This window comes from Methanosarcina sp. A14 (assembly GCF_001729375.1).
Lineage (GTDB): Archaea > Halobacteriota > Methanosarcinia > Methanosarcinales > Methanosarcinaceae > Methanosarcina > Methanosarcina barkeri.
In genome coordinates, this window is the sequence record NZ_LZPK01000196.1 from 1 (window position 1) to 19,598 (window position 19,598).

General features: G+C 40.2%; 17 protein-coding genes. 7 read left to right on the forward strand and 10 right to left on the reverse strand.

From position 1 onward, the window contains the following. Positions 1-37: 37 nt before the first annotated feature. From A9239_RS09960 to A9239_RS10010, 10 genes are all read right to left on the reverse strand, one after another. Positions 38-289, reverse strand: a complete 252-nt coding sequence (locus A9239_RS09960; RefSeq protein ID WP_069575293.1) for a type II toxin-antitoxin system RelE/ParE family toxin — start codon at positions 287-289, stop codon at positions 38-40. A 27-nt stretch (positions 290-316) separates the two neighbouring features. Beyond that, entirely contained in the window at positions 317-541 is a 225-nt protein-coding gene (locus tag A9239_RS09965) for a D-ribose pyranase (protein WP_048122570.1), read from the reverse strand. A 188-nt stretch (positions 542-729) separates the two neighbouring features. Beyond that, positions 730-1,224, reverse strand: a complete 495-nt coding sequence (locus A9239_RS09970) for a DUF6398 domain-containing protein (protein WP_230629050.1) — start codon at positions 1,222-1,224, stop codon at positions 730-732. A 446-nt stretch (positions 1,225-1,670) separates the two neighbouring features. After that, positions 1,671-2,231: a hypothetical protein gene (locus tag A9239_RS09975; RefSeq protein WP_230629051.1), complete on the reverse strand. Its 561-nt coding sequence runs from the start codon at positions 2,229-2,231 to the stop codon at positions 1,671-1,673. Positions 2,232-2,471: 240 nt separating this feature from the next. Then, positions 2,472-2,597 carry a hypothetical protein gene (locus A9239_RS20450; protein ID WP_255361934.1) on the reverse strand — a complete coding sequence of 42 codons (126 nt, stop codon included), beginning with the start codon at positions 2,595-2,597 and terminating at the stop codon, positions 2,472-2,474. 924 nt (positions 2,598-3,521) lie between these two features. Next, positions 3,522-3,932: a hypothetical protein gene (locus A9239_RS09980; protein ID WP_048122576.1), complete on the reverse strand. Its 411-nt coding sequence runs from the start codon at positions 3,930-3,932 to the stop codon at positions 3,522-3,524. Positions 3,933-4,237: 305 nt separating this feature from the next. Continuing rightward, a complete protein-coding gene (gene argS, locus A9239_RS09990; RefSeq protein ID WP_048156603.1) occupies positions 4,238-5,947 on the reverse strand; it encodes an arginine--tRNA ligase in 1,710 nt (569 codons plus the stop codon). 242 nt (positions 5,948-6,189) lie between these two features. Further along, complete coding sequence (prf1, locus tag A9239_RS09995; RefSeq protein WP_048122580.1) at positions 6,190-7,437, reverse strand: peptide chain release factor aRF-1; 1,248 nt, start codon at positions 7,435-7,437, stop codon at positions 6,190-6,192. Positions 7,438-8,361: 924 nt separating this feature from the next. Then, positions 8,362-9,390: a 4-demethylwyosine synthase TYW1 gene (gene twy1, locus A9239_RS10005; RefSeq protein ID WP_048122584.1), complete on the reverse strand. Its 1,029-nt coding sequence runs from the start codon at positions 9,388-9,390 to the stop codon at positions 8,362-8,364. Between the two features lie 146 nt (positions 9,391-9,536). Further along, positions 9,537-11,618 carry a DNA-directed DNA polymerase II small subunit gene (locus tag A9239_RS10010; protein WP_048156606.1) on the reverse strand — a complete coding sequence of 694 codons (2,082 nt, stop codon included), beginning with the start codon at positions 11,616-11,618 and terminating at the stop codon, positions 9,537-9,539. Positions 11,619-12,560: 942 nt separating this feature from the next. Between A9239_RS10010 and A9239_RS10015 the strand changes: the two genes are divergently transcribed. The 7 genes from A9239_RS10015 to A9239_RS10045 all read left to right on the forward strand — a co-directional run. Further along, positions 12,561-13,118, forward strand: coding sequence for a signal peptidase I (locus A9239_RS10015; protein ID WP_048122589.1), 558 nt, complete (start codon positions 12,561-12,563; stop codon positions 13,116-13,118). 465 nt (positions 13,119-13,583) lie between these two features. Next, positions 13,584-14,555 (forward strand): tRNA dihydrouridine synthase DusB, encoded by a 972-nt coding sequence (gene dusB, locus A9239_RS10020; protein ID WP_048122591.1) that lies wholly within the window; start codon positions 13,584-13,586, stop codon positions 14,553-14,555. A gap of 558 nt (positions 14,556-15,113) precedes the next feature. Next, positions 15,114-15,662 carry a pyruvate ferredoxin oxidoreductase subunit gamma gene (locus A9239_RS10025; protein ID WP_048122592.1) on the forward strand — a complete coding sequence of 183 codons (549 nt, stop codon included), beginning with the start codon at positions 15,114-15,116 and terminating at the stop codon, positions 15,660-15,662. Further along, positions 15,659-15,943: a pyruvate synthase subunit PorD gene (gene porD, locus A9239_RS10030; protein WP_048122594.1), complete on the forward strand. Its 285-nt coding sequence runs from the start codon at positions 15,659-15,661 to the stop codon at positions 15,941-15,943. Before A9239_RS10025 ends, porD begins: the two co-directional genes overlap by 4 nt. Next, positions 15,943-17,151, forward strand: a complete 1,209-nt coding sequence (gene porA, locus A9239_RS10035; protein ID WP_048122596.1) for a pyruvate synthase subunit PorA — start codon at positions 15,943-15,945, stop codon at positions 17,149-17,151. The genes porD and porA overlap by 1 nt, the downstream gene beginning before the upstream one ends. After that, positions 17,148-18,038: a pyruvate synthase subunit PorB gene (gene porB / locus A9239_RS10040; RefSeq protein ID WP_048122598.1), complete on the forward strand. Its 891-nt coding sequence runs from the start codon at positions 17,148-17,150 to the stop codon at positions 18,036-18,038. Before porA ends, porB begins: the two co-directional genes overlap by 4 nt. A gap of 219 nt (positions 18,039-18,257) precedes the next feature. Further along, positions 18,258-19,598 (forward strand): hypothetical protein (locus tag A9239_RS10045; RefSeq protein ID WP_218104596.1); only part of this gene is annotated, 1,341 nt, incomplete at its 3' end.

Genomic DNA, 19,598 nt, shown 5'->3' on the forward strand with positions numbered 1-19,598 from the left:
AAAGTAAAGAAGTCAAAGTAAAGGAGAAAAACAGATTTTATTTGTAGATATCCCGTCGGTGCCCAATTTTAAGCACGAGTATTTTCAAGCAACTGCCCTGAATCTCCAGGATCACTCTATAGTCCCCGACCCTCAACCGGTAATTTGGAGACCCGACCAGTTTTGTTACATAGCGAAATGGATCCTCCTTCAGCTCAGAGACCTTACGAAAAATAAGCTTTGCCAGATGCCGATCGAGCTTTCTGAGCTGATTGACCGCAGGTTCAGACCAGATGATTTGGTAATGCATCAAAATCTCGCTCTCAGTATCAGTTTCTTAGAAACCCAGCTCTTTTTTTAAATCTTCATGTGTTACGTACCTGCCTCCCTCAACAGCTTTTCGGGCAAGTTCGATTTCTTTTTTTGTTTCCTCATTTAGTTCCTGGACTTCTTCCAGTAACCGCTCAAGTACCTCGTTGTAAGTTTCTCGCTTATAGATCTTCATTTTTTCAAGAGCTTCTTTAGTGCTCTGTTTCACTTGAATGGTTGTTGTCTCAGCCATGTTTTACTTTATACAGAGAGATTTACTTATAGTTTATTATAACATATTATAACAAACTATAGCGAAAAGAAGGTTAGTTGAAGTCTATTTGATAATTAATCCAGAGTGTAAGACTGATACCTTAAAGAATGGACAAAAATAATGAAGGTTCTCAGTATAGTTGACGAAATTGGAAATGAGATCTGAACTCATTTTTCTTCAGTTTCAAGATCTTCATCTTCCAGTTCAAGTTCTTTCCGCAACTTTACTTCTCTGTTCTCCAACATTTTCATAAAAGTAGAAATAGGGACAATGAGCCCATTGACCATTACGAAGTCATTAAAAGGATTCTCATTTTGCACCCTTTCTGTAGAGAACTCCTCATTAAAATGTCTTATTTTGAACATATCGCGGATTTTCTTTGCTTTCTGAGAGGTTGTACTCTGGCTTGTCCCAAAAAAATCACAGAGATCAGTAGCACTTACATAGGGCTCAAAACTTCTGCCAAAAAGAAAATTGATCTGCCCAAGCGCATAAACCACCGCCGCAGCCCAAATATCCAGCCTTCCGGAAAGAAAAGGTACCTGCCTTTTCCGGCTCATTTTATTGATTAGTTTTTGACACAACATTTTATAGTCTTCATCAAGGTAGCTGTCTGCAAATCCATCTGTCATCTGGATAAGAGTGTCTCTCTTTTGTTGCACAAGTTCGCGGTTGTTAATAGTTTATCCTCTGAATCTCAAATAATATAAATTATACTTTATAGCTTGTGACTATTCAGTTTACAAATAATCAGTCGCTTGATACCATTGGTAAAAAAGAATATTATGTAGCATGATGAAATCTTTTAAAAAAGAGATTTTTCAAGTTATGTGCAGTCTCAACTACATTTTAAGCAGTTGATTAAATTATAGGAAGTTTAAAATGAAAGTAAAACTATACTGCTAATTGATAGCAGTCAAAGTATCCCAAAAAATCAATGATGACAGAGATTTCGGAAATATATTCCGAAAAGCTCTCTTTGAAAGTGTTTACAAGCATTTGACTGAAAGAAAGAAAAAATAAAAATGAAAAAAAGGCAAGAAAATTGCCACAAAGAACTCATATTGGCTCTTTATAGACCGTTAGAATACAAAACTGGATTTTCTCCTCATCGGGGCAGCACATTCCCACTTTCGAGAATCCTCCAGACCTTTCCCGTTTTTGCAACCCAGAGAGAAACCGTCCAGCCAACTTTGCACTTTGAACTGATTTCCTCAGAAATAACAACCGAACCAATGCATTTTCCTGATTCCAGGTAGTCTTCGAGCCAGAGTTTTCCAGGTTCGATTTTTACGATATCGAAATATGCGTCAAGGTCACTGGTATACCGGGTTTCAACCGGATGTCTCTCTACATAATCATAGATCAGATCAGTTACTTCTCCAACTAACGGAAGGTCTATTTTAAGCTCTTTTACGTTTTCAGACGCTTCTTCATATCCTTTATCAGGCATGTAACCTTTTTCATACAGCCATTTGACCAGTTTATACATGACCCTGCCTGTTGTTTCCATAAGGGTTCTGCTGCCTACAACCTTTCTGACCATGAAATCAGCAAGAAAATCAGAGATTTCCGAAGAGCGAAGGTGTTCAGGGCCAAAAATATCCCAGAACTGCTTGCCTTCGGAAGCTTCAAGTTCCTCATATCTTTCAGTCTCAGCCCTATTCAAATGCTGATGCCCGAAGTTATTGAGATAGTTCCTGAAAAAAGAGATTGCCTCCTCATATCCCGAATAAGTTTTGGAGCTAAGGCGGGCTTCCTGTTAAGCCAGGAATTCCTCCAGAATTTCATGAATTGACCTACTAACTGTTGTTTTCATTTTATCGACCTTACATCCCTTTTCTTTGATATTCGATTTCGTTAAAAAATCCATAGAGACATCAAATAATTCCAGAAAGTGCTGAGCTTTTCAATAAGGACAACGGGAAGAAACTCCCTCTAAATATACTATCTGCCAGAAGTCCCCGACTTTTACTATTCCGAAATTAAGGTACCAACCTGCCTTTGCCAGCGAACTCACCTCTTCCGAAACCATAACAGACCCGATTTCTCTGTAAGGATTCAGATAATCCTCTACCCATAACTTTCCGGGTTCGATAATCCTTACTCAAAATCTCCCTTTTTCCACTCAGGAATCGCTTCAGCCGGCTGTACATCCACATAATCGCAAAGCAAACTGCCAAATTTCTGAACCTGAAAAGCAGTCTTTTCCCCTTTTCCTTTATATCCCTACAACCTTAGCAAGTTCACTATAATGCTCTGGATCAAGGTAGTCTTTTTCATAAGCCCAGGGCAGGAATTTACGGAAAAAACGCCTCGAAGCTTCAACGAAAGCCGCGCTCCCTCCAAAATCATTAATCAGATAATCCTCAAGAAAATACTCAATATCTGAAGGCGCAACATACGCAAGGTCAAAAATCTGGCAGTATTCTTTATGCTCGTTCTTATACTTCTCTTTATAGAGTTCCTGATCCTCTTCATAAAGGTCATCAGAAGCACAAACATCGAGATATTCCTCAAAAAGAGAGATTAAATTTTCGTAGTCCCGATAAGTCCTGGGGCACAGCTCTCTCTTTTGTCTTTTAAAAATTCCAGAAAAGCTTTATCTATCGTCTTCATGGCAGTTCTAGAAGAGAATTGTTTTTCCAATTTTTCAAGATTTTGCCCTGCTTTTGAGAATTTCCGACCTACTCCTCTCTACAGAAGAAAGAACTTCTAAAATATTGATGAATAAACGAAATAAATGAAATCAGTAGAATTAACAGGATTAACAGAATAAGCAAAAAAGGGGAAATAAACTACCTGAAAACAGACTTTTCAGGCCTCTATTCCAGAAAAAGTTTCTTCAATACATTGTTTACTGTCTCGTCAATCCTCAAGAATTTAACGATTCTGAATAATTGCGATTGATTTTATACGACATTTTTCTGGTTACACAACATCAGTACCTTTTCTTACATCAGTACCTTTTCTTATACTTCCTGAGAACTTCGCTGTTTACTTCAAAAGCTTTCTCGTCAATGTAACCTTTTCCCTTAGCCCATTCAAAGAATTTTTCAATGACTTTCGCGGCTGTACCTATAAACTTCTTGCCTCCTCCCACCTCAACTACATAATCGTCGAGGAATTCCTTAATTCCTGATGGAGTGAGATGCTCAGGGCTGAAAATATCGCAGTAACTCTTGTTCTCGTGTTCGGGCCGGGCATTATAAAGTTCCCTGTCTTCTTCAGAAAAAGAATCTTCTGCACTAAATTCAAGGAATTCCTCGTAAAGAAGGATCACATCTTCAAGATCCAAGAAGGCATCCGGTTTCAAGTTGCCTTCCTGTTCATTTAAGAACATCCGAAAAGCTTCATTTATCGTGGTCATAATATCCTGTAGCAGTAGTTGTAAATTACCTTTTTTGCTGCAAAAGATTTTATATTTTTCTCAAGGCCTTCTGTACAGGATTGGAGAAATAATTTTCAATAGCCAGCGTCCTGGAAGGTGCCCAGGAAGTATCAAACTCGTATATCCACATAAATAGTAAAACAAAAATAAAATTGAAGAAAAAAATAGAAAGGAAAGATCGAGGAGAAAAAAAGAAAAGAAAAAGAAGAAAAAAGGGAAAAGGGAAAAGAAAAAGAAGAAAAAAGGGAAAAGGGAAAAGGGAAAAGGGAAAAGAAAAAAAATATTTACATAGATTCAGGAGCTGCAATTCCAAGCGTGTCAAGCGAGTTTGCAAGCACAATCCTTGCGCAGTTCACAAGAGCCAGTCTTGAAGCCCTGACTTTTTCGTCCTCAGCAGCAATTACAGGGACAAAGCGGTAGAACTGGTTAAAAGCATCTGCGAGTTCGCGGGCGTAGATTGCAAGCACATGAGGTTTGAGTTCGCGCGCTGCAAGGTCGATTGTGCTATCAAAAGATGCCATCTTCTTGATAAGATCGATTTCAGTATCTTCAACAAGAAGAGAAGGATCGACTTCTGCGGAGGGGGTCCAGGCTGCTTCTTCTTTTGCTTTCTCGAGAATACTGCAGGCACGGGCATGGGAATACTGAATATAAGGAGCGCCCTGCTTCTCAAAGTCCAGAGCCTCTTTCCAGTTGAAAACCGTAGACTTTTCAGGGGAGACTCTTACTATATCGTATCTTACAGCACCAATTCCTACCATTTCCGCAACCTGCTTCTTGAACTCCTCAGATGTATCAGGACGGCGGGTTTCGACCTGTTCAAGGGCAGCTTTCGTAACCCTGTCAAAGAGCTCATCTGCACTTATGAACTGCCCGCGGCGGGTACTCATTGAACCTTCAGGGAGGGAGACAAACTCGAAAATAACTACCTCAGGTTCCTTGACCCCGATTGAGTTCAGCGTAGCCCTGAGCTGGCCTGAAATCAGCTTGTGGTCAGCTCCGAAAATATCGATTATGCGATCTGCCTGACCGGCTTTCCATTCATGGTAAGCAAGATCTCTGGTTGTGTAAAGAGAAGTGCCGTTTGAACGCTGGATAACAAGGGTTTTTTTAAACCCGTAATCCGAAAGATCTACCACAAGAGCTCCTTTGTCTATTTTTGTCCTTCCGGTCGCCTTGATCCGCTCAACAATATCATGTACTGTGCCGGATTTAAGAAAAGTTGATTCACTGACAAATTTATCATGAACAACGTTTAAACGAAGTAAGGTTTCCTTTATCCCGGAAATCGCCAGAGAAACTGCCTTGCTAAAACTGTCGATTGTCCTGGCATCCCCGGCTTCTACCTTTTCCATAAGAGCGTCGATTTCCTTTACATACTCCGGGTTTTTATCCAGCTCGACATTGGCTTTGATATACACATCAGCAATGGCAGAGTCGGATTTTCTGGAAAGGTCAAGCTCAAAGCGTTCGCATGCCCAGGAAACTACTGCAATCTGGCGGCCCATATCATTGACATAATACTGTACCTCCACATCGTATCCTGCTCGTCTGAGAATGCGGGCAAGAGTATCTCCGATAATAGAGTTTCGGATGTGACCTACATGCAGGGGACCATTCGGGTTTGCTGAGGTGTGTTCAAGTAAAATTTTGTCCTTTGGGGCTCCACAGCCAAATTTCTCTTTCTCTTCAAGGACTGTAGTAACCGTCTTATCCAGATAGCGCCTGCTTGCATGGAAGTTAATGTAAGGGCCAGAAGCACTTACTTCTCCTATGTACGAACCATCCGGAATCTCAACTGCAGAAACAATACGGGTTGCAAGTTCTTTCGGGTTTTGCTTGTACAGACTTGCCAGTCTGAAAGCGGCCCTGCTTGCGAGGTCAGCATAAGAAGAGGTTTCGAAATAAAGTTCGGAATCTTCAATTTCAAGTCCGGCCTTTTGGATAGCGTCTTTTAAGATTGATGTAGCCTGAGCTCTTAATTCCAGGAACAAGATAAATCACCTGTAAAAACTACGAAAACAATGTGATGGTCTTAAATTTACTAAGTTTAATTTACTAATTTTAATTCAATAGTTTTAATTTACTAATTTTAATTCAATAGTTTTAATTTACTAATTTTAATTCAATAGTTTTAATTTACTAATTTAGATTCAGTGATCTAAGGACGGTCTAATTAAAAAAGTATTGGGTAAAAAGTATTAAGATAGGAGTCAAAGTGAGATCAGACTCTAGATCAAACTCCAGTACTGTACCTGAGAATTGCAGCAATGCCTCCGAAAGCATTCATAAGTTGCGAGCCTTCATCAAAGTCTGTAGACACAAAAACGACCTTTGCATTGCTTCTGTCAGCAAGGGCTGAGAGCTCGTCAACAATATCGGTAACATCCGTGACTTCAAGGGAAGCTCCACAGTTTGGACAATTCCCGGCTGTAGGTGCAGATTCCCCGGGTTTCCAGCGCCGTGTCCACTTATTTTCATATCCGCAAACACTGCACTTTGTGGTTACCCTTTCTGCCCGCAGATCTTCGGAAAGCAGAAGCACATCCACTGCATTGATTTCAAGGTTTGCTCGTACCTGGGTTTCCCCATAGGCTACTTTACCCGAGTCGGAAATAAGTTCTTTGAAGAAGGCCCTGACAGCGTTCTTCTGCCCCATTAGCTCAAGATCCTGAAGCTTATCTGCGGCAGCATTCACAAGTTCCGAAAGCCCTGATTCATCAGTGTAAGCCGTATCAAAGAGCCCAAGGATCTTTCTCATAAGCTCGTGGTGCAGAAACTCCCCGGCGTAGAACTCTTCCTTCGTAGGAGAAGGGCCTCCTATCAGGATACCTTTAAGATCTTTAGGTTCAACAGCGAGGAAAATATCATCTGCGGCGTCTCCTATCCTCTTATAGAACTCATGGATAGCAATTAACCTGAGCTGCTGGAAACGATGAGAACTCTGACCACCTTTCCTCTGTTTACCCGGAACCGTTGAGGTAAGGTTGCGGAAAGCCTCGATTCGCTTGCCGACAAGAAGCCCTACTGTGGCTTCCCTGCGGTCAAGCACTAAAAGTCCAAAAGTGCCCTTATCCTTGAGCATATCCTCCAGAGGCTCAAGATAGAAAGAGGAGTCGCAATGATATTTATAGACAGTAATTGGTTCTGGAGGGACAATTACTTCGCTCTCCATGTTCGTCTTGTTAGCCCCGATATCTATGGCTCCTGTGAAATAAACGATTCCGTTTTCAGGAACCTTGTCAAGATATCTGAGCCTTGAAAGGAGAGATTCAATGGCCCCCTGGACATTAGTCCTGGTAAGTTTGGACTTGATATTTGCAGCCTGTCCATGCTCGTCTTTCAACTGGTTTGTAACATCAAAAATCTGCTTGTCAGCAGGGATATAAAGAGAAATCAGTTCAGTACTCCTTCCCTTTTTATCCCTCAGGCTCTCAAGCTTCTTTTTAAATTCGTACTTTTCGTGTGCAGATTGTTCAGTCATTTTAAATGTACCCCGTAAAGATAATAGTAAAATTTTGGTATTTTGGCAAATTTGAGGTGAATTCTTTATTGAGTTTGAGATTGTCTTTTCGATTGAATTTGAGATTGTCTTTTCGATTGAGATTGATAAATTTAAGGCAGATTAATCCGGACTATTAAATAAATTTGAGTTATGGAATTAGCTTAAACTGCTGAATTAACTTGAGCTATTAAGCGCGTCGAAATTTTCAATGAATTGGTTAGCCTTTTTGAAACTATCGAATTTGAAAACACATTTAAGAATTTCAATTTTATTATAAATGTGGTTTCTTGGTAATTTTTATCATCCAGTTTATCGTTCGTTTAGCTTTTCGGTTAGTTTAACAAGGGTGACAGAGGATTTGATAATGACAAATTACACAGCGAGTCCCATCTCACCGAAAGCTGAATGTAAAAACCGATCTGAACACAAGAAACTGAGAGTAAGAGTACGCTGCCAGAAAAACCGACACTTCAAATCCGGGAAAGACACTCAGAAATTCCGGAAAAAGCCAGCTCCTTTGCTGCGTAAACTTTTCCTGTTTCGTGCTCTGTTGATATCACTAGATGTGAGACATAATTTTACTCAAACTGTGTATAACTATAAAACTGGATAAATCCATGCTGGAATTATACCCCTAAATGAAACCTGAGTTTATATTTGTTTCTATCCCCACACATATATTATATATTTATGAATACATAAAAGTTTTTCTATGTATTCACATTTGATATACTGGTACTAAAGATAAAAAACTTGAATTTAATCAAGGCAGAAAACTTTTTGACAGGAAAGGTTCTCCCGTTAACAGGGATTTTTTTCTTGTTGACAAGAAACTTTTCCCTTTAACAGGAGATTTTTCCCTTTAACAAGAAATTTTTTCATTTAACAGGGGATTTTTTCCCTTTAACAGGAGATTTTTTTCCCATTGACAGGAGACTTTCTCCCGTCCTTTGATAACAGGACTACCCTGCTGATTTCAGATTCATCTGCGACTTCATATCCAAGATGTTTTGCAAGTTCCTGTGAGAACTCGAGGACCTCCTCATGTGTAGGCATTGCAGAGCGATCAAGCCTGAGTCGTGAGAAACCCAGATGCATATACGCTTTTATCTCCACAAAATCAGGGGAGGCTTTTTCCATTAGCCTGGCATAAGCCTCAGGTTTGAACAGGTTTTCACCTTTCACAAGGGTGGTTCGGATGACTGTCCTTGATTTTTTCTGCTTCATCAGGGACAAAGATTCATTAATCTTTTCCCAGAGGGCAGGCGACCTGGGCTGACAGACTTTCAGGTAAGTCTCAAGATCCGGAGCATCGAGACTCATATAAAGCTGGGAAGGAGAAACCTTTGCAAACATCTCGGGAACTGTACCGTTTGTGACAAGAAAAGTCGTAAAACCTCTTTTTTCGTACTCCTTGATAAGTTCAGGGAGATAAGGATAAAAGGTCGGTTCTCCAGATAAAGAGATTGCAACATTGTTAGGCTCGTTGCCCTCAAGCCATCGTTCCTTAAGTGCATTTGGAGAACCCCCAAAACCAGTGATTAACTTACGCTGGCAGGCAATACTTTCTTCCACGATCTTCTCAGGTGAATCCCATTCCTCAGGCGCCGGGACAGGAACCTCAGTCGGACGCCAGCAGAAAAGACAGCGCTGGTTGCACATAAGTGTTGGAGTCATCTGAAGGCAACGGTGAGACTGAACTCCGTAAAATTTCGATTTATAGCAGAAGCCCTGACCATTCATAGCATGCCTTAGCCAGAGACAAGTCTTAACAGCTGAGTGGCGGCCTGCTAGAGCATAACCCTGCTTTTTCAGGAGAGTTTTAAAATCAGGGATGTCAAAAGGAAGCGAAGCAGTATCTTCCTTCCTGTTTTTGTTCTGAGCTTCAGGAAAATTTTCCCCAGCATTTTCCTTGTTTTCTTCCAGCGGCATTTTCCGCATATTAAATCTTTGTGGTATATATAAGGATCGGAAAATAATTTTGGAGAAGGCTTCAGGGATTCAGTGAAAATCCGGGGATCCAGTGAAAATTAAGTGATCAGTTAAAAGCAAGTGATCCAGTGAAAGTTTATAAAAGTTCAGTCAAAAGCAAGAATCTTTACGTCAAAATTCTCGAGATCCACAATCGGAACCCTAGCAGGGACAGGTACTAGATTTACACGCTTCTGGAACTCTGTTTGGCCCTGCCATGTTCCGGAATTGACCAGAAGGACGTTCTTATAGCGTTGGACTCCCAGGGTATGGACGTGGCCTGTATGAATGATATCGGGCACAGGATCGATTATAAAATAGTCTTTTTTCTCAGGGGATATGGAAACTCTACTCCCATAGGTCGGAGCAAGATGTCTGCGTTTCAACATCTCAAGGACTGCCCCCGCAGGTTCCTGATACGAGACTCCTGGAACAGTCGCCACAAGATCGTCAATCGACCTGCCGTGGTAGATAAGAAGGCGGACACCATCAAGTTCCAGAAAAGCAGGGTTACCAACAAAAACAATACTCTCAGGAAAATACGCCTGGATACTTTCCGGCAGAGCGGGTTGGGGTTCTGCCTGGCGAACAGCATCGTGATTGCCAGGACTTATGATTACACGAATACGCTCGGGAATTTCCCGGAAATATTCTGCAGCTTTTCTGTACTGTTCGTAGACATCCAGAATATCAAGTTCTAATTCCTGGTCAGGATAGATTCCTATCCCATCAACAATATCTCCTGCGACAACAAGATAACGAACACTGGCTGCAAGTTCCCGCATATCCTCTGAATCCGATTCCCCTTTCAAAAAATCCAGGAAATCCAGCCAGGCATCTTCCATAAACTGGGAGCTGCCCACGTGGACATCCGAAATCAATACAGCTTTCCCATGGGTTCCGGTTCTGCGCTGGACACTATTTGGGACATCGGGTTGTATTAGCTTTGTTGCCAGCATGAGGCTCCCATCATTGGTTATCGAACCAGTTACCCCTATGACTTCATCCAGGAGAATTTTTGATGCAAGTTCAAAAAGCTCTTTATCGGAGTTACGAATAAGGACTGAAAAAGAACCTGTTGGGTCCTCCAGAGAAAGGATTTTATGACCGTTAGTTGTGCTGCTGATATCCGAAACCATACCTATAATCGAGATTTCCTCAGAGCCTCCATCTCCTCCTCTGCGGAAGTTTCTTCTTTTTAAGCTTTCGATAGGGCGTGCGTTGATTCTGCCCCGGATAATCTCCGAAAGCCTACTGTATCTATCCCTGAAATACTGCACAAATTGCATATATTCCCCGACACAGGTGGAGTGCCCTGTTATATCCGAAACTACAGTCACAGGATTTTTGCCCGGGTAATGTTTGTACTCATCCCTGGAATCCAAAAATATCTCTCTCTCAGAAGAAGATGGTTCTGTCCTGAAACTCCTATTTGAAGGAAATGAGGAAAGAGAGTTATCCTGCCCGAAAAAAGAAGAGACTGACCTGTTTACATCCAGGGAGGAACGAGAAGAGAAAGTTTGAGGGGGTGCCTTCACCGAAGAAATGGAGTCTGAAACAAGATTGGAAGCCGAAGTTTCGTCAGATAAAATATTTTCTGATTGTATATCCAGAGTATCTGGAGTATTTGAAGCATCTGGAATATTTGAAGCATCTGGAGTATTTGAAGCATCTGGAGTATCTGGAGTATTTGAAGCATCTGGAGTATCTGGAGTATCTGGAGTATCTGGAGCTGGTTCATAAGCCTTATCCAGAACCATATCCTGAACTGAAGAATCAGGAACAGAGTCTTGAGATGATTTTATACTTGGGTCAGGAGCTGCAGTAATAGCATCGGGCTCTGAGGAAAGAACAGATTCTGAAAGAGGATCGGGCACTAAAAAGGAATCAGGTTTGGAAGATGGGTTGCCTGATCTGGAAGAAAGCATTGAAGCCCCGGAAAGAATTTTCCTTTCCTCTGTAGAAGAGGCATGTATTTTATCTAAAGGCGACTCACCTGCTGAAAAAGCGGCAAAGCCTTCAAGATCTATGTCTTCGACACCTATGACAATAACAGAGTCATTTACAGTTAAAAGGACATATTTAAGCAGGTCTTCGGAAGAGTCACTGGAATAAATAAGTTCCACGGCTTCAGGGCTGATTTGATACTCTTTTTCCATAACAACCCTTATAATATCCTTTCTTTCCATAATTGCAACCTGACCTTTCGAACTTACCTGAGCTCTTCCAAATCTTTCGTACCTGGTCTGGCACTATAATCGGTTTCACTCAAGACTTGCAGAGACCAGAGCAAAAGCCCTCTTAAAATATAAAAACTAATAAGATACTAAACTAATGTACTAAATTTAGGCTCCGTCACAGAATAAACCATGCAGACTTCCAATTGAACATTTTGATTTTCACTATCAAGACAGCCACTCAAAGTTACAATAAATTATAAGTTGCATAAGTTATTTTATTGCTGGTACTTAATTTGTTACCATAAAGAAGAATTTATGAAACTTTTGTACGCTCGATAGAGTACTTATAGTTATTAATTCCTATCTATTGTAGAATGAGTATTGGTTTCTATGTAAGGTAGGATGAATCTGTTCATCGTTTATTAGAAAACAATGAGGGAATTTGTTCATTGTTTATTAAAAAACAATAAGTGAATCTGCTCATCGTTTATTAAGAAACAATAAAAGTCTTAGAATAAGCAATAAAAAACATTGAAAAACAGATAAATCAATAGAAAAAATTGGCTAAAAAAAGTCAATTGAAAACTAATATAAAGTAAAAACAAGTCTTCAGTAACCTACTGAGAAAGCGCAATAAACCAATTTTTGACTAACTTATATAAGTCAGAAAAGTAGAATGTAGGGCTGAAATATTTTTGCAGCTGTATTATACTCTGAAAATCGTACTAAGTCCCTGGGTAATAATAAGTTTAGCCAAATAAGATTTAAGTTTAGCCAGATAGGATTTTGAGTAGGACAAAATCAGATGGAATATAACACAGCACCCTAGTGTCACGTCAACAGCAAGATGTCGTATAATATCGATTACAACTACGCAGAATCATTCAATCCTTAAGGATTTACGCGACACTAGCATCTATAAGGATAAAATCAAAAGAATAAAGGCTTAGCATGAGCGAAATTAATAAGGAAAAAAGAGCCCAGGAACAGGAAAACCCCTGGGTTTCCCTTGGAAAAGACTTGCTGTCTGTTGTAGCTGTCGTGATCATTTTCATGATTCTTTCCAAGCTGGCATTCGGACTCTGGACTCCTATGGTTGCGGTGGAGTCGGGGAGTATGGAACCGCATATGCAAATAGGAGATATTATCTTCATCAAAAGCATCGATAAATCAAATATTACAACGTACGAAGAAGGAAAAAATACAGGCTATAAGTCTTTTGGAAATTATGGAAATGTGATTCTTTATCGCCAGTATGGAGAGGAAGGAGTAACTCCGATAATTCATAGGGCTATGTATAGAGTGGAAGCTGGAGAGCCGATGTGGAAAGGCGGTCCACCTGCCCCTTATTCCGGTTATATTACTAAGGGAGACAATGCTATAACCAACAGTCACTATGACCAGGAAGGACAGATAAGTTATAATATGCCTGTAAAAGATGAATGGATTATAGGTACTGCGCAGTACAGGATTCCTTATCTGGGATATGTAAGACTGATTTTCTCATGAATCAGGTTTATATAACCCTCAACTTATCTTTTTAACCCCCTAAATCAGTTTTCTTAATTAACTGGTTCAGGTATCCTGTTTCTTATTGCTTGAAGCTTCAGGTTTTTAGCTTGTGTTTTTCTCTTATTATTATTCTCTTATTATTATATATTGCAATGATTATGTTTATAAATAATTATTCTATTTTTGTCAGAAAATTTCTCAAACTCCTAGTTACATGAGTTTTTGGGCTTCAGTGTATGAGAGAATTTTCAACTTACAGAAAATACCTGTGTCCCTTTTGAATCGTAAATATACAATGTTTTTCATAAATGATGATTAGCAGATTTAGACCTTCAACCTCGTGAGCATCAGGTCTCTATAAAATTATTTAAGATCAGTAACATCTAAAAAAGAGTCCCAAAACAGATAAATAAAAGAAAATAATGAAAAAAAATGAGAAAAAATTAAAAAACATTCGGAAAAATGAAACTTAATAAATTAAAAATCGGGAAGATCGAAACACCTGGAAACCTTCTTCTTGCGCCTATGGCAGATGTGACAAATCTGGCTTTCAGGCTACTCTGCAGGCAGAATGGAGCTGACCTTACATATACTGAGATGATCAGCGCAGATGCCCTGCTCAACGAAAACCGAAAATCGCTCCTCAAAGGATTATCTTCACCTGAAGACCGACCTTTTGGAGTTCAGCTTGTAGGAAGTTCACCTGAAAAACTGAGGGAAGCTGCGCTCTTAATTGAAGATGAGTACAGACCTGAACTAATCGACGTGAATATGGGCTGCCCTGCACAGCGCATTACTGGGACAGGGTGCGGCTCGGCTCTTCTCAGTTCCAAGAAACTCGTATATGAAATTATCTCTGAGCTGACCGATGTGCTGAAGACCCCTGTGACTGCAAAGATCCGCATTCTGAAACGGGATGAAAGAACCCTTGAGATTGCACGCCTGGTAGAAGAGGCTGGGGCTTCTGCCCTGACTGTACATGGCAGAAGGGCAGAGCAAATGTACTCCGGAAGTTCAGACCTCACAGCAATAAGAGCCATTAAACAGGAACTTTCCATTCCAGTAATTGCAAACGGTGATATAAGGGATGAGGAGTCTGCCGAAGTTGCCCTTGATTTTACAGGCTGTGACGGACTTATGATCGGACGCGCAGCAATGGGAAATCCCTTTATCTTCAAAAGGATAAGGCATTACCTGGAAACCGGGGAAAAGCTGGAATTTGACAGGCAAGTTAGGCAATTGGAGGACTTTGAGAATTATATCGCCTTACTTGAAGAATACGACCTCCACACATCTACAAATCTAAGAATGCATGCTCACTGGTTTACAAAAGGGTTGCGCGGCTCGCGGCAGATTAGGGAAAAGATTAATAATCTGAAAGATGGAAAGGCGATAATTGAATTAATAAAGGATTTCCATAGGGAGAATTATTAAAATACTACACATTTTTTAAAAGATATTTGTTTACGGTTATTATGCAATAAAAACATGAATCGGCGACAGGTTAACCTGAAAATAACAAATATAATACATTTAAAAGAATAAATATTGATTAGAAATATATATAAAGAATATATATCAATTCACCGAAAACCTAATAACATTCTACACTATTATCCATGAACTATCAGGCATAAAACAGTGTGAATCCAGAATTGAAAATAAATCTTTCAATATTAAATATAATAGTGATGTGAGACAGATCCAGGTTAACAATTTACTATCCAGGTTTTTGGATCCCTGACATGGATGTACATGTCACACTTATTATATTAGAGTAGTGCCTGACCAAGTAATAAATTCTGATTGTATCTGAGGAAGTAAATAAATTGGATAACATCAGGTTAATTCGTTTATTATTCGATTAATAGCAGTGTGCCAGACAGCTATTAAAACTTGCCAAACAGACTGCCGAGAACAGCAAGAATACAGAAAAATTTGAAAAACATTTGAAAAATAATAGATAAAATCTCATTAAAAAGGAGAATCCAGATGAAGGAAATCAGAATACACGGTCGAGGAGGCCAGGGTTCTGTTACCGCGGCTGAAATGCTTTCCGTTGCAGCTTTTGAAGATGGAAAGTTCAGCCAGGCCTTCCCCGCTTTTGGGGTAGAGCGTAGAGGTGCCCCAGTTCAGGCATTCACAAGGATTAACAATAATCCTATCAGGCTCCGAAGTCAGGTCTACAACCCAGATTATGTTATTGTCCAGGATGCAACCCTGCTTGAAACTGTTGACATCGCAAGCGGGGTAAAGGATGACGGAATAATTATTGTTAACACCACCGAAAAACCGGAAAACCTGAAACTCAATACAAAAGCTAGGGTTATGACCGTGGACGCTACCAAGGTAGCAATGGACATTATAGGTGTTCCCATTGTAAATACTGTTCTCCTCGGAGCTTTTGCGGGTGCAACCGGAGAAATCAATGTTGAATCAATTCAGCATGCAATAAGGGCTCGTTTTTCAGGAAAGGTAGGAGAAAAGAATGCAAATGCAATTCAGAAGGCCTACAATCTTATCAGGGGGGAAGAAGCGTGAGTAATGGAGAAGAAGAATGTTTAAATATTTCACGCTGCAGAGTCTGTAAACCTGGTTCTACCCTTATAAACAAAACTGGCGGCTGGAGAAACTTCCGCCCTGTTTATATTTACGAAAAATGTACCAAATGCGGAATCTGCCATATTGTCTGCCCTGATATGTCTGTCAAACCCAGAGAAGACGGCTTTTTTGAATATGATTATGACTACTGCAAAGGTTGCGGCATCTGTGCAAATGAGTGTCCTGCAGATGCAATTGAAATGATTCTGGAGGAGAAATAATGATTGACCCGGCTTATAGAAAAAAAATGGTCGTCGTGGAAGGTTCCTATGCTGTAGCCCATTCCGCAAAAGTCTGCCGTCCAAATGTAATTTCAGCCTATCCTATTACTCCTCAGACCCATATTGTTGAACATTTATCCCAGTTTATGGCAGACGGAGAAATCCCTAACTGTGAGTATGTTAATGTGGAAGCCGAGTTCTCGGCAATTTCTACCTTAATAGGAGCATCAGCCGTAGGTGCAAGAACCTATTCAGCCACAACTTCCCAGGGACTTCTGCTCATGCATGAGGCACTTTTTAACACTTCAGGTATGAGGCTTCCTGTTGTAATGACAGTGGCAAATAGAGCAGTTAGCGCTCCAATTAACATATGGAACGATCATCAAGATGCTATTGCACAGAGAGATACAGGCTGGATGCAGCTCTATGTAGAGGATGTTCAGGAAGCGTGTGATACCCTGCCTCAGCTCTACAAGATCGCAGAGGATAATGAGATCATGGTTCCGGGTATGGTCTGCATGGACGGCTTTATCCTGTCTCATGTTTATGAGCCTGTTGTCCTGCTTGAACAGGACCTAACTGACGATTTCCTTCCTCCTTTCCAGCCTAAAGATATTCTTGATCCTGAAGACCCCAAGACTTTCGGAGCCTTTGCATCTCCGGACACATATGAAGAGTTCAGATATCTTCACGAACAGGCAATGCAGAAAGCCCTTCCAAAGATCGAAGCCGTTGCAAAGGAATTTGAGGAAGTATATGGTAGATACCACGGAGGACTTATTGACGGTTATATGCTTGATGATGCTGAAATAATTATCATGGCTATGGGCTCTATTCTCGGCACTATCAAAGATGTTGTTGATAAGTATAGAGCAAAAGGAGAAAAGATCGGCGTCTTAAAGGTCAGGTCCTTCAGGCCTTTCCCGAAGGAACAGATTTGCAAGGCTGTTAAGAATGCCCACGCAGTTGTCGTACTTGATAAGAATATTTCCATAGGGACGAACGAAGGAGCACTCTTTACAGAAACCAAATCCTGCCTCTACAACAGTAAAGTCCGTGTACCTGTGATTGGCTATACTGTAGGGCACGGAGGCCGTGACATTCCTGTGGAAAGTATTGCAAAGGTCATAGAAGAAACCAAGAAAGTTGCAAAGTCAGGAATAACGGTTGAAAGCCAATTCCTGGACCTTAAGGAGGAATTGCTATGAGTAAAACTGCACCGAAAACATATATCACGTCCGGGCACAGCGGCTGTGCAGGTTGCTGTGATGCCTTTGCTGCAAAATTCACACTTATGGGCGCAGGCCCAAATACAATTGTAATTAACCCGACGGGCTGCCTTGAGGTTATGTCAACACCTTTCCCATATTCTTCCTGGCAGGTCCCGTGGATCCATTCTCTCTTTGAAAACGCAGGTGCAGTGGCTTCAGGTGTAGAAGCTGCCTTGAAGGCCCTTGGCAAAAAGGATGACATCAAGGTTGTATCAATCGGGGGAGACGGTTCTACTATGGATATAGGCCTCGGTGCCCTTTCGGGCGCATTCGAGAGAGGGCACGACTTCACCTATGTGTGCATGGACAACGAAGCGTATATGAACACTGGAGTCCAGCGCAGCAGTGGAACACCTTTTGATGCAAGTACTACAACCACTCCAGCCGGAAAAGTTTCCTTTGGAAACCCGCGCCCTAAGAAGAACATGCCTGCTATCATGGCAGCTCATGGCTCTCCTTATGTAGCCACGACTTCCATAGGTTTCCCAAGAGACATGATACGAAAGGTCAAGAAGGCAACTGAAATCGTGGGACCTACTTACATCCATGCCCAGGCTCCTTGTCCAACAGGCTGGGGTTTTGATACATCCAAGACCCTGGAAATCGCCAAACTTGCAGTCGAAACCTGCCTCTGGCCCATGTATGAAATGGAAAATGGGGAAATTACTCAGGTAAGAAAAGTTAAGAATCCCAGACCAGTCGAGGAATACCTGAGGACCCAGAAAAGGTTCAAACATCTCTTCACCATGAAAGGCGGCGAGGAAGAAATAAAGAAAATCCAGGCTATTGCAGACTGGAACATAGAGCACTTCGGACTTCAGTAAAAACTGAAGTTCTACTTTTTAATTTTAGGTTTTAATGTTACTTTTTCTCTTTTGATCCATTTTTTGCTTTTTTGATATTGTGAATATTTGATATACTGACTTTTGTCCACTTATTAAAAAATAAGAATATATCGATATATTTAAAATTCTTAGGTTTTAAATGACAAATAAGATCAAGAATAATATTAAAAACAGTTTTTTCTGAGAAGGTTTCTAAAAATGACTAATTCGAGTTTTCTGATACAAAATATAACTGACTCTGGTTCTCAATTAGTCTCAATTTATTCAAATCTATCTGTTGAAGCAAAACTTGGAATCTTGGTTCCTTTACTCTTAGCAATGATAAGTGCCTCACACACACTTTATAAAAACTATCGGGAAAGACAGAAAAAGCTAAGGAGTCTATTTAACCTCACATGGAAAAATTCAACTTCAATAGGGAAAGAAGAAGTTCTGGGAAACAGACCTTTTAACGAATATTATTTTTTAAGACCTGAAGACGAAAAGGTTTGGAATTGCCTGGATAATGAAAAAAGTGTACTGATAGTAGGTCCACCTCTTGCTGGAAAAACCAGAATGATTTACGAATCTTTGATAAAATCAAAAAAGCATGATCTTATAATTCCAAGATCCACCGATATAGAGATAGAATCTTTTATTTTGCCCAGGCAAATGAAATTCTGGAAACCCAAATTGATGTTTATCGATGACTTACATCGTTTCGTAGAACAGCAAAATTTTGAATATTTGTTTGAAGTCTGTCGGAAAAACAAAATTAACCTTATAGCAACATGCCGTTCCGAAGTAGAATACAACAAAACAAAGAAAAGGATGCTGGACAAAAATCTAGATTTAGAAACCGGGATTTTCGATCAAATTATTGAAGTAAACGAAATTTCGGAACAGCAGGGAAAAGAAATAGCAGAAAATGTTGATCGACATTGGAATGAAATCAGATTCAATAAGACTGTAGGCTCAATTTTCATGCCTTTAGCTGAAATGGATAGAAGATTTAAAGAGTGTACTTCTGAAGAAAAATCTGTTTTAAAAGCTGTCAAAAAGCTTTACATCTGCGGTGTTTATAACGAAGACCAAATTTTTCAACTTGATAAAATACAGAAAGTTTCTGAGAACGAAGGTATAAAGAAAGAAAAATATCAGTGGGAAGAACTTATCGAAAAATTATGTGAAAAAGAGTTTACGAAAATAAAAGAAAAAGATATAGATAGAATCTGGGCAGAAGAAGCCTATCTTGAAGATATTGTGGAATTAAATCACTCTGGACTTTCTGTTTTTGAAGAATTGCTATCGATTTTTGCAGAAACTCCAGACGAATTATTCAAAATAGGAAACCGAGCATATGAAATTGGCTCTGTAAAACTACAGAAAGCAAGCTACATGAAAGTCGCGATCAAAGCATATCGAGAAGCTCTGAAAATCAGAACTGTGGAACAGTTTCCAATAAAATATGCTATGACCCAGAACAATATCGGAAATGCACACAGTACACTGGCAGAAGTAGAAGAAAAGGCACTAAGCTACAAGAAGGCAATAGAAGCA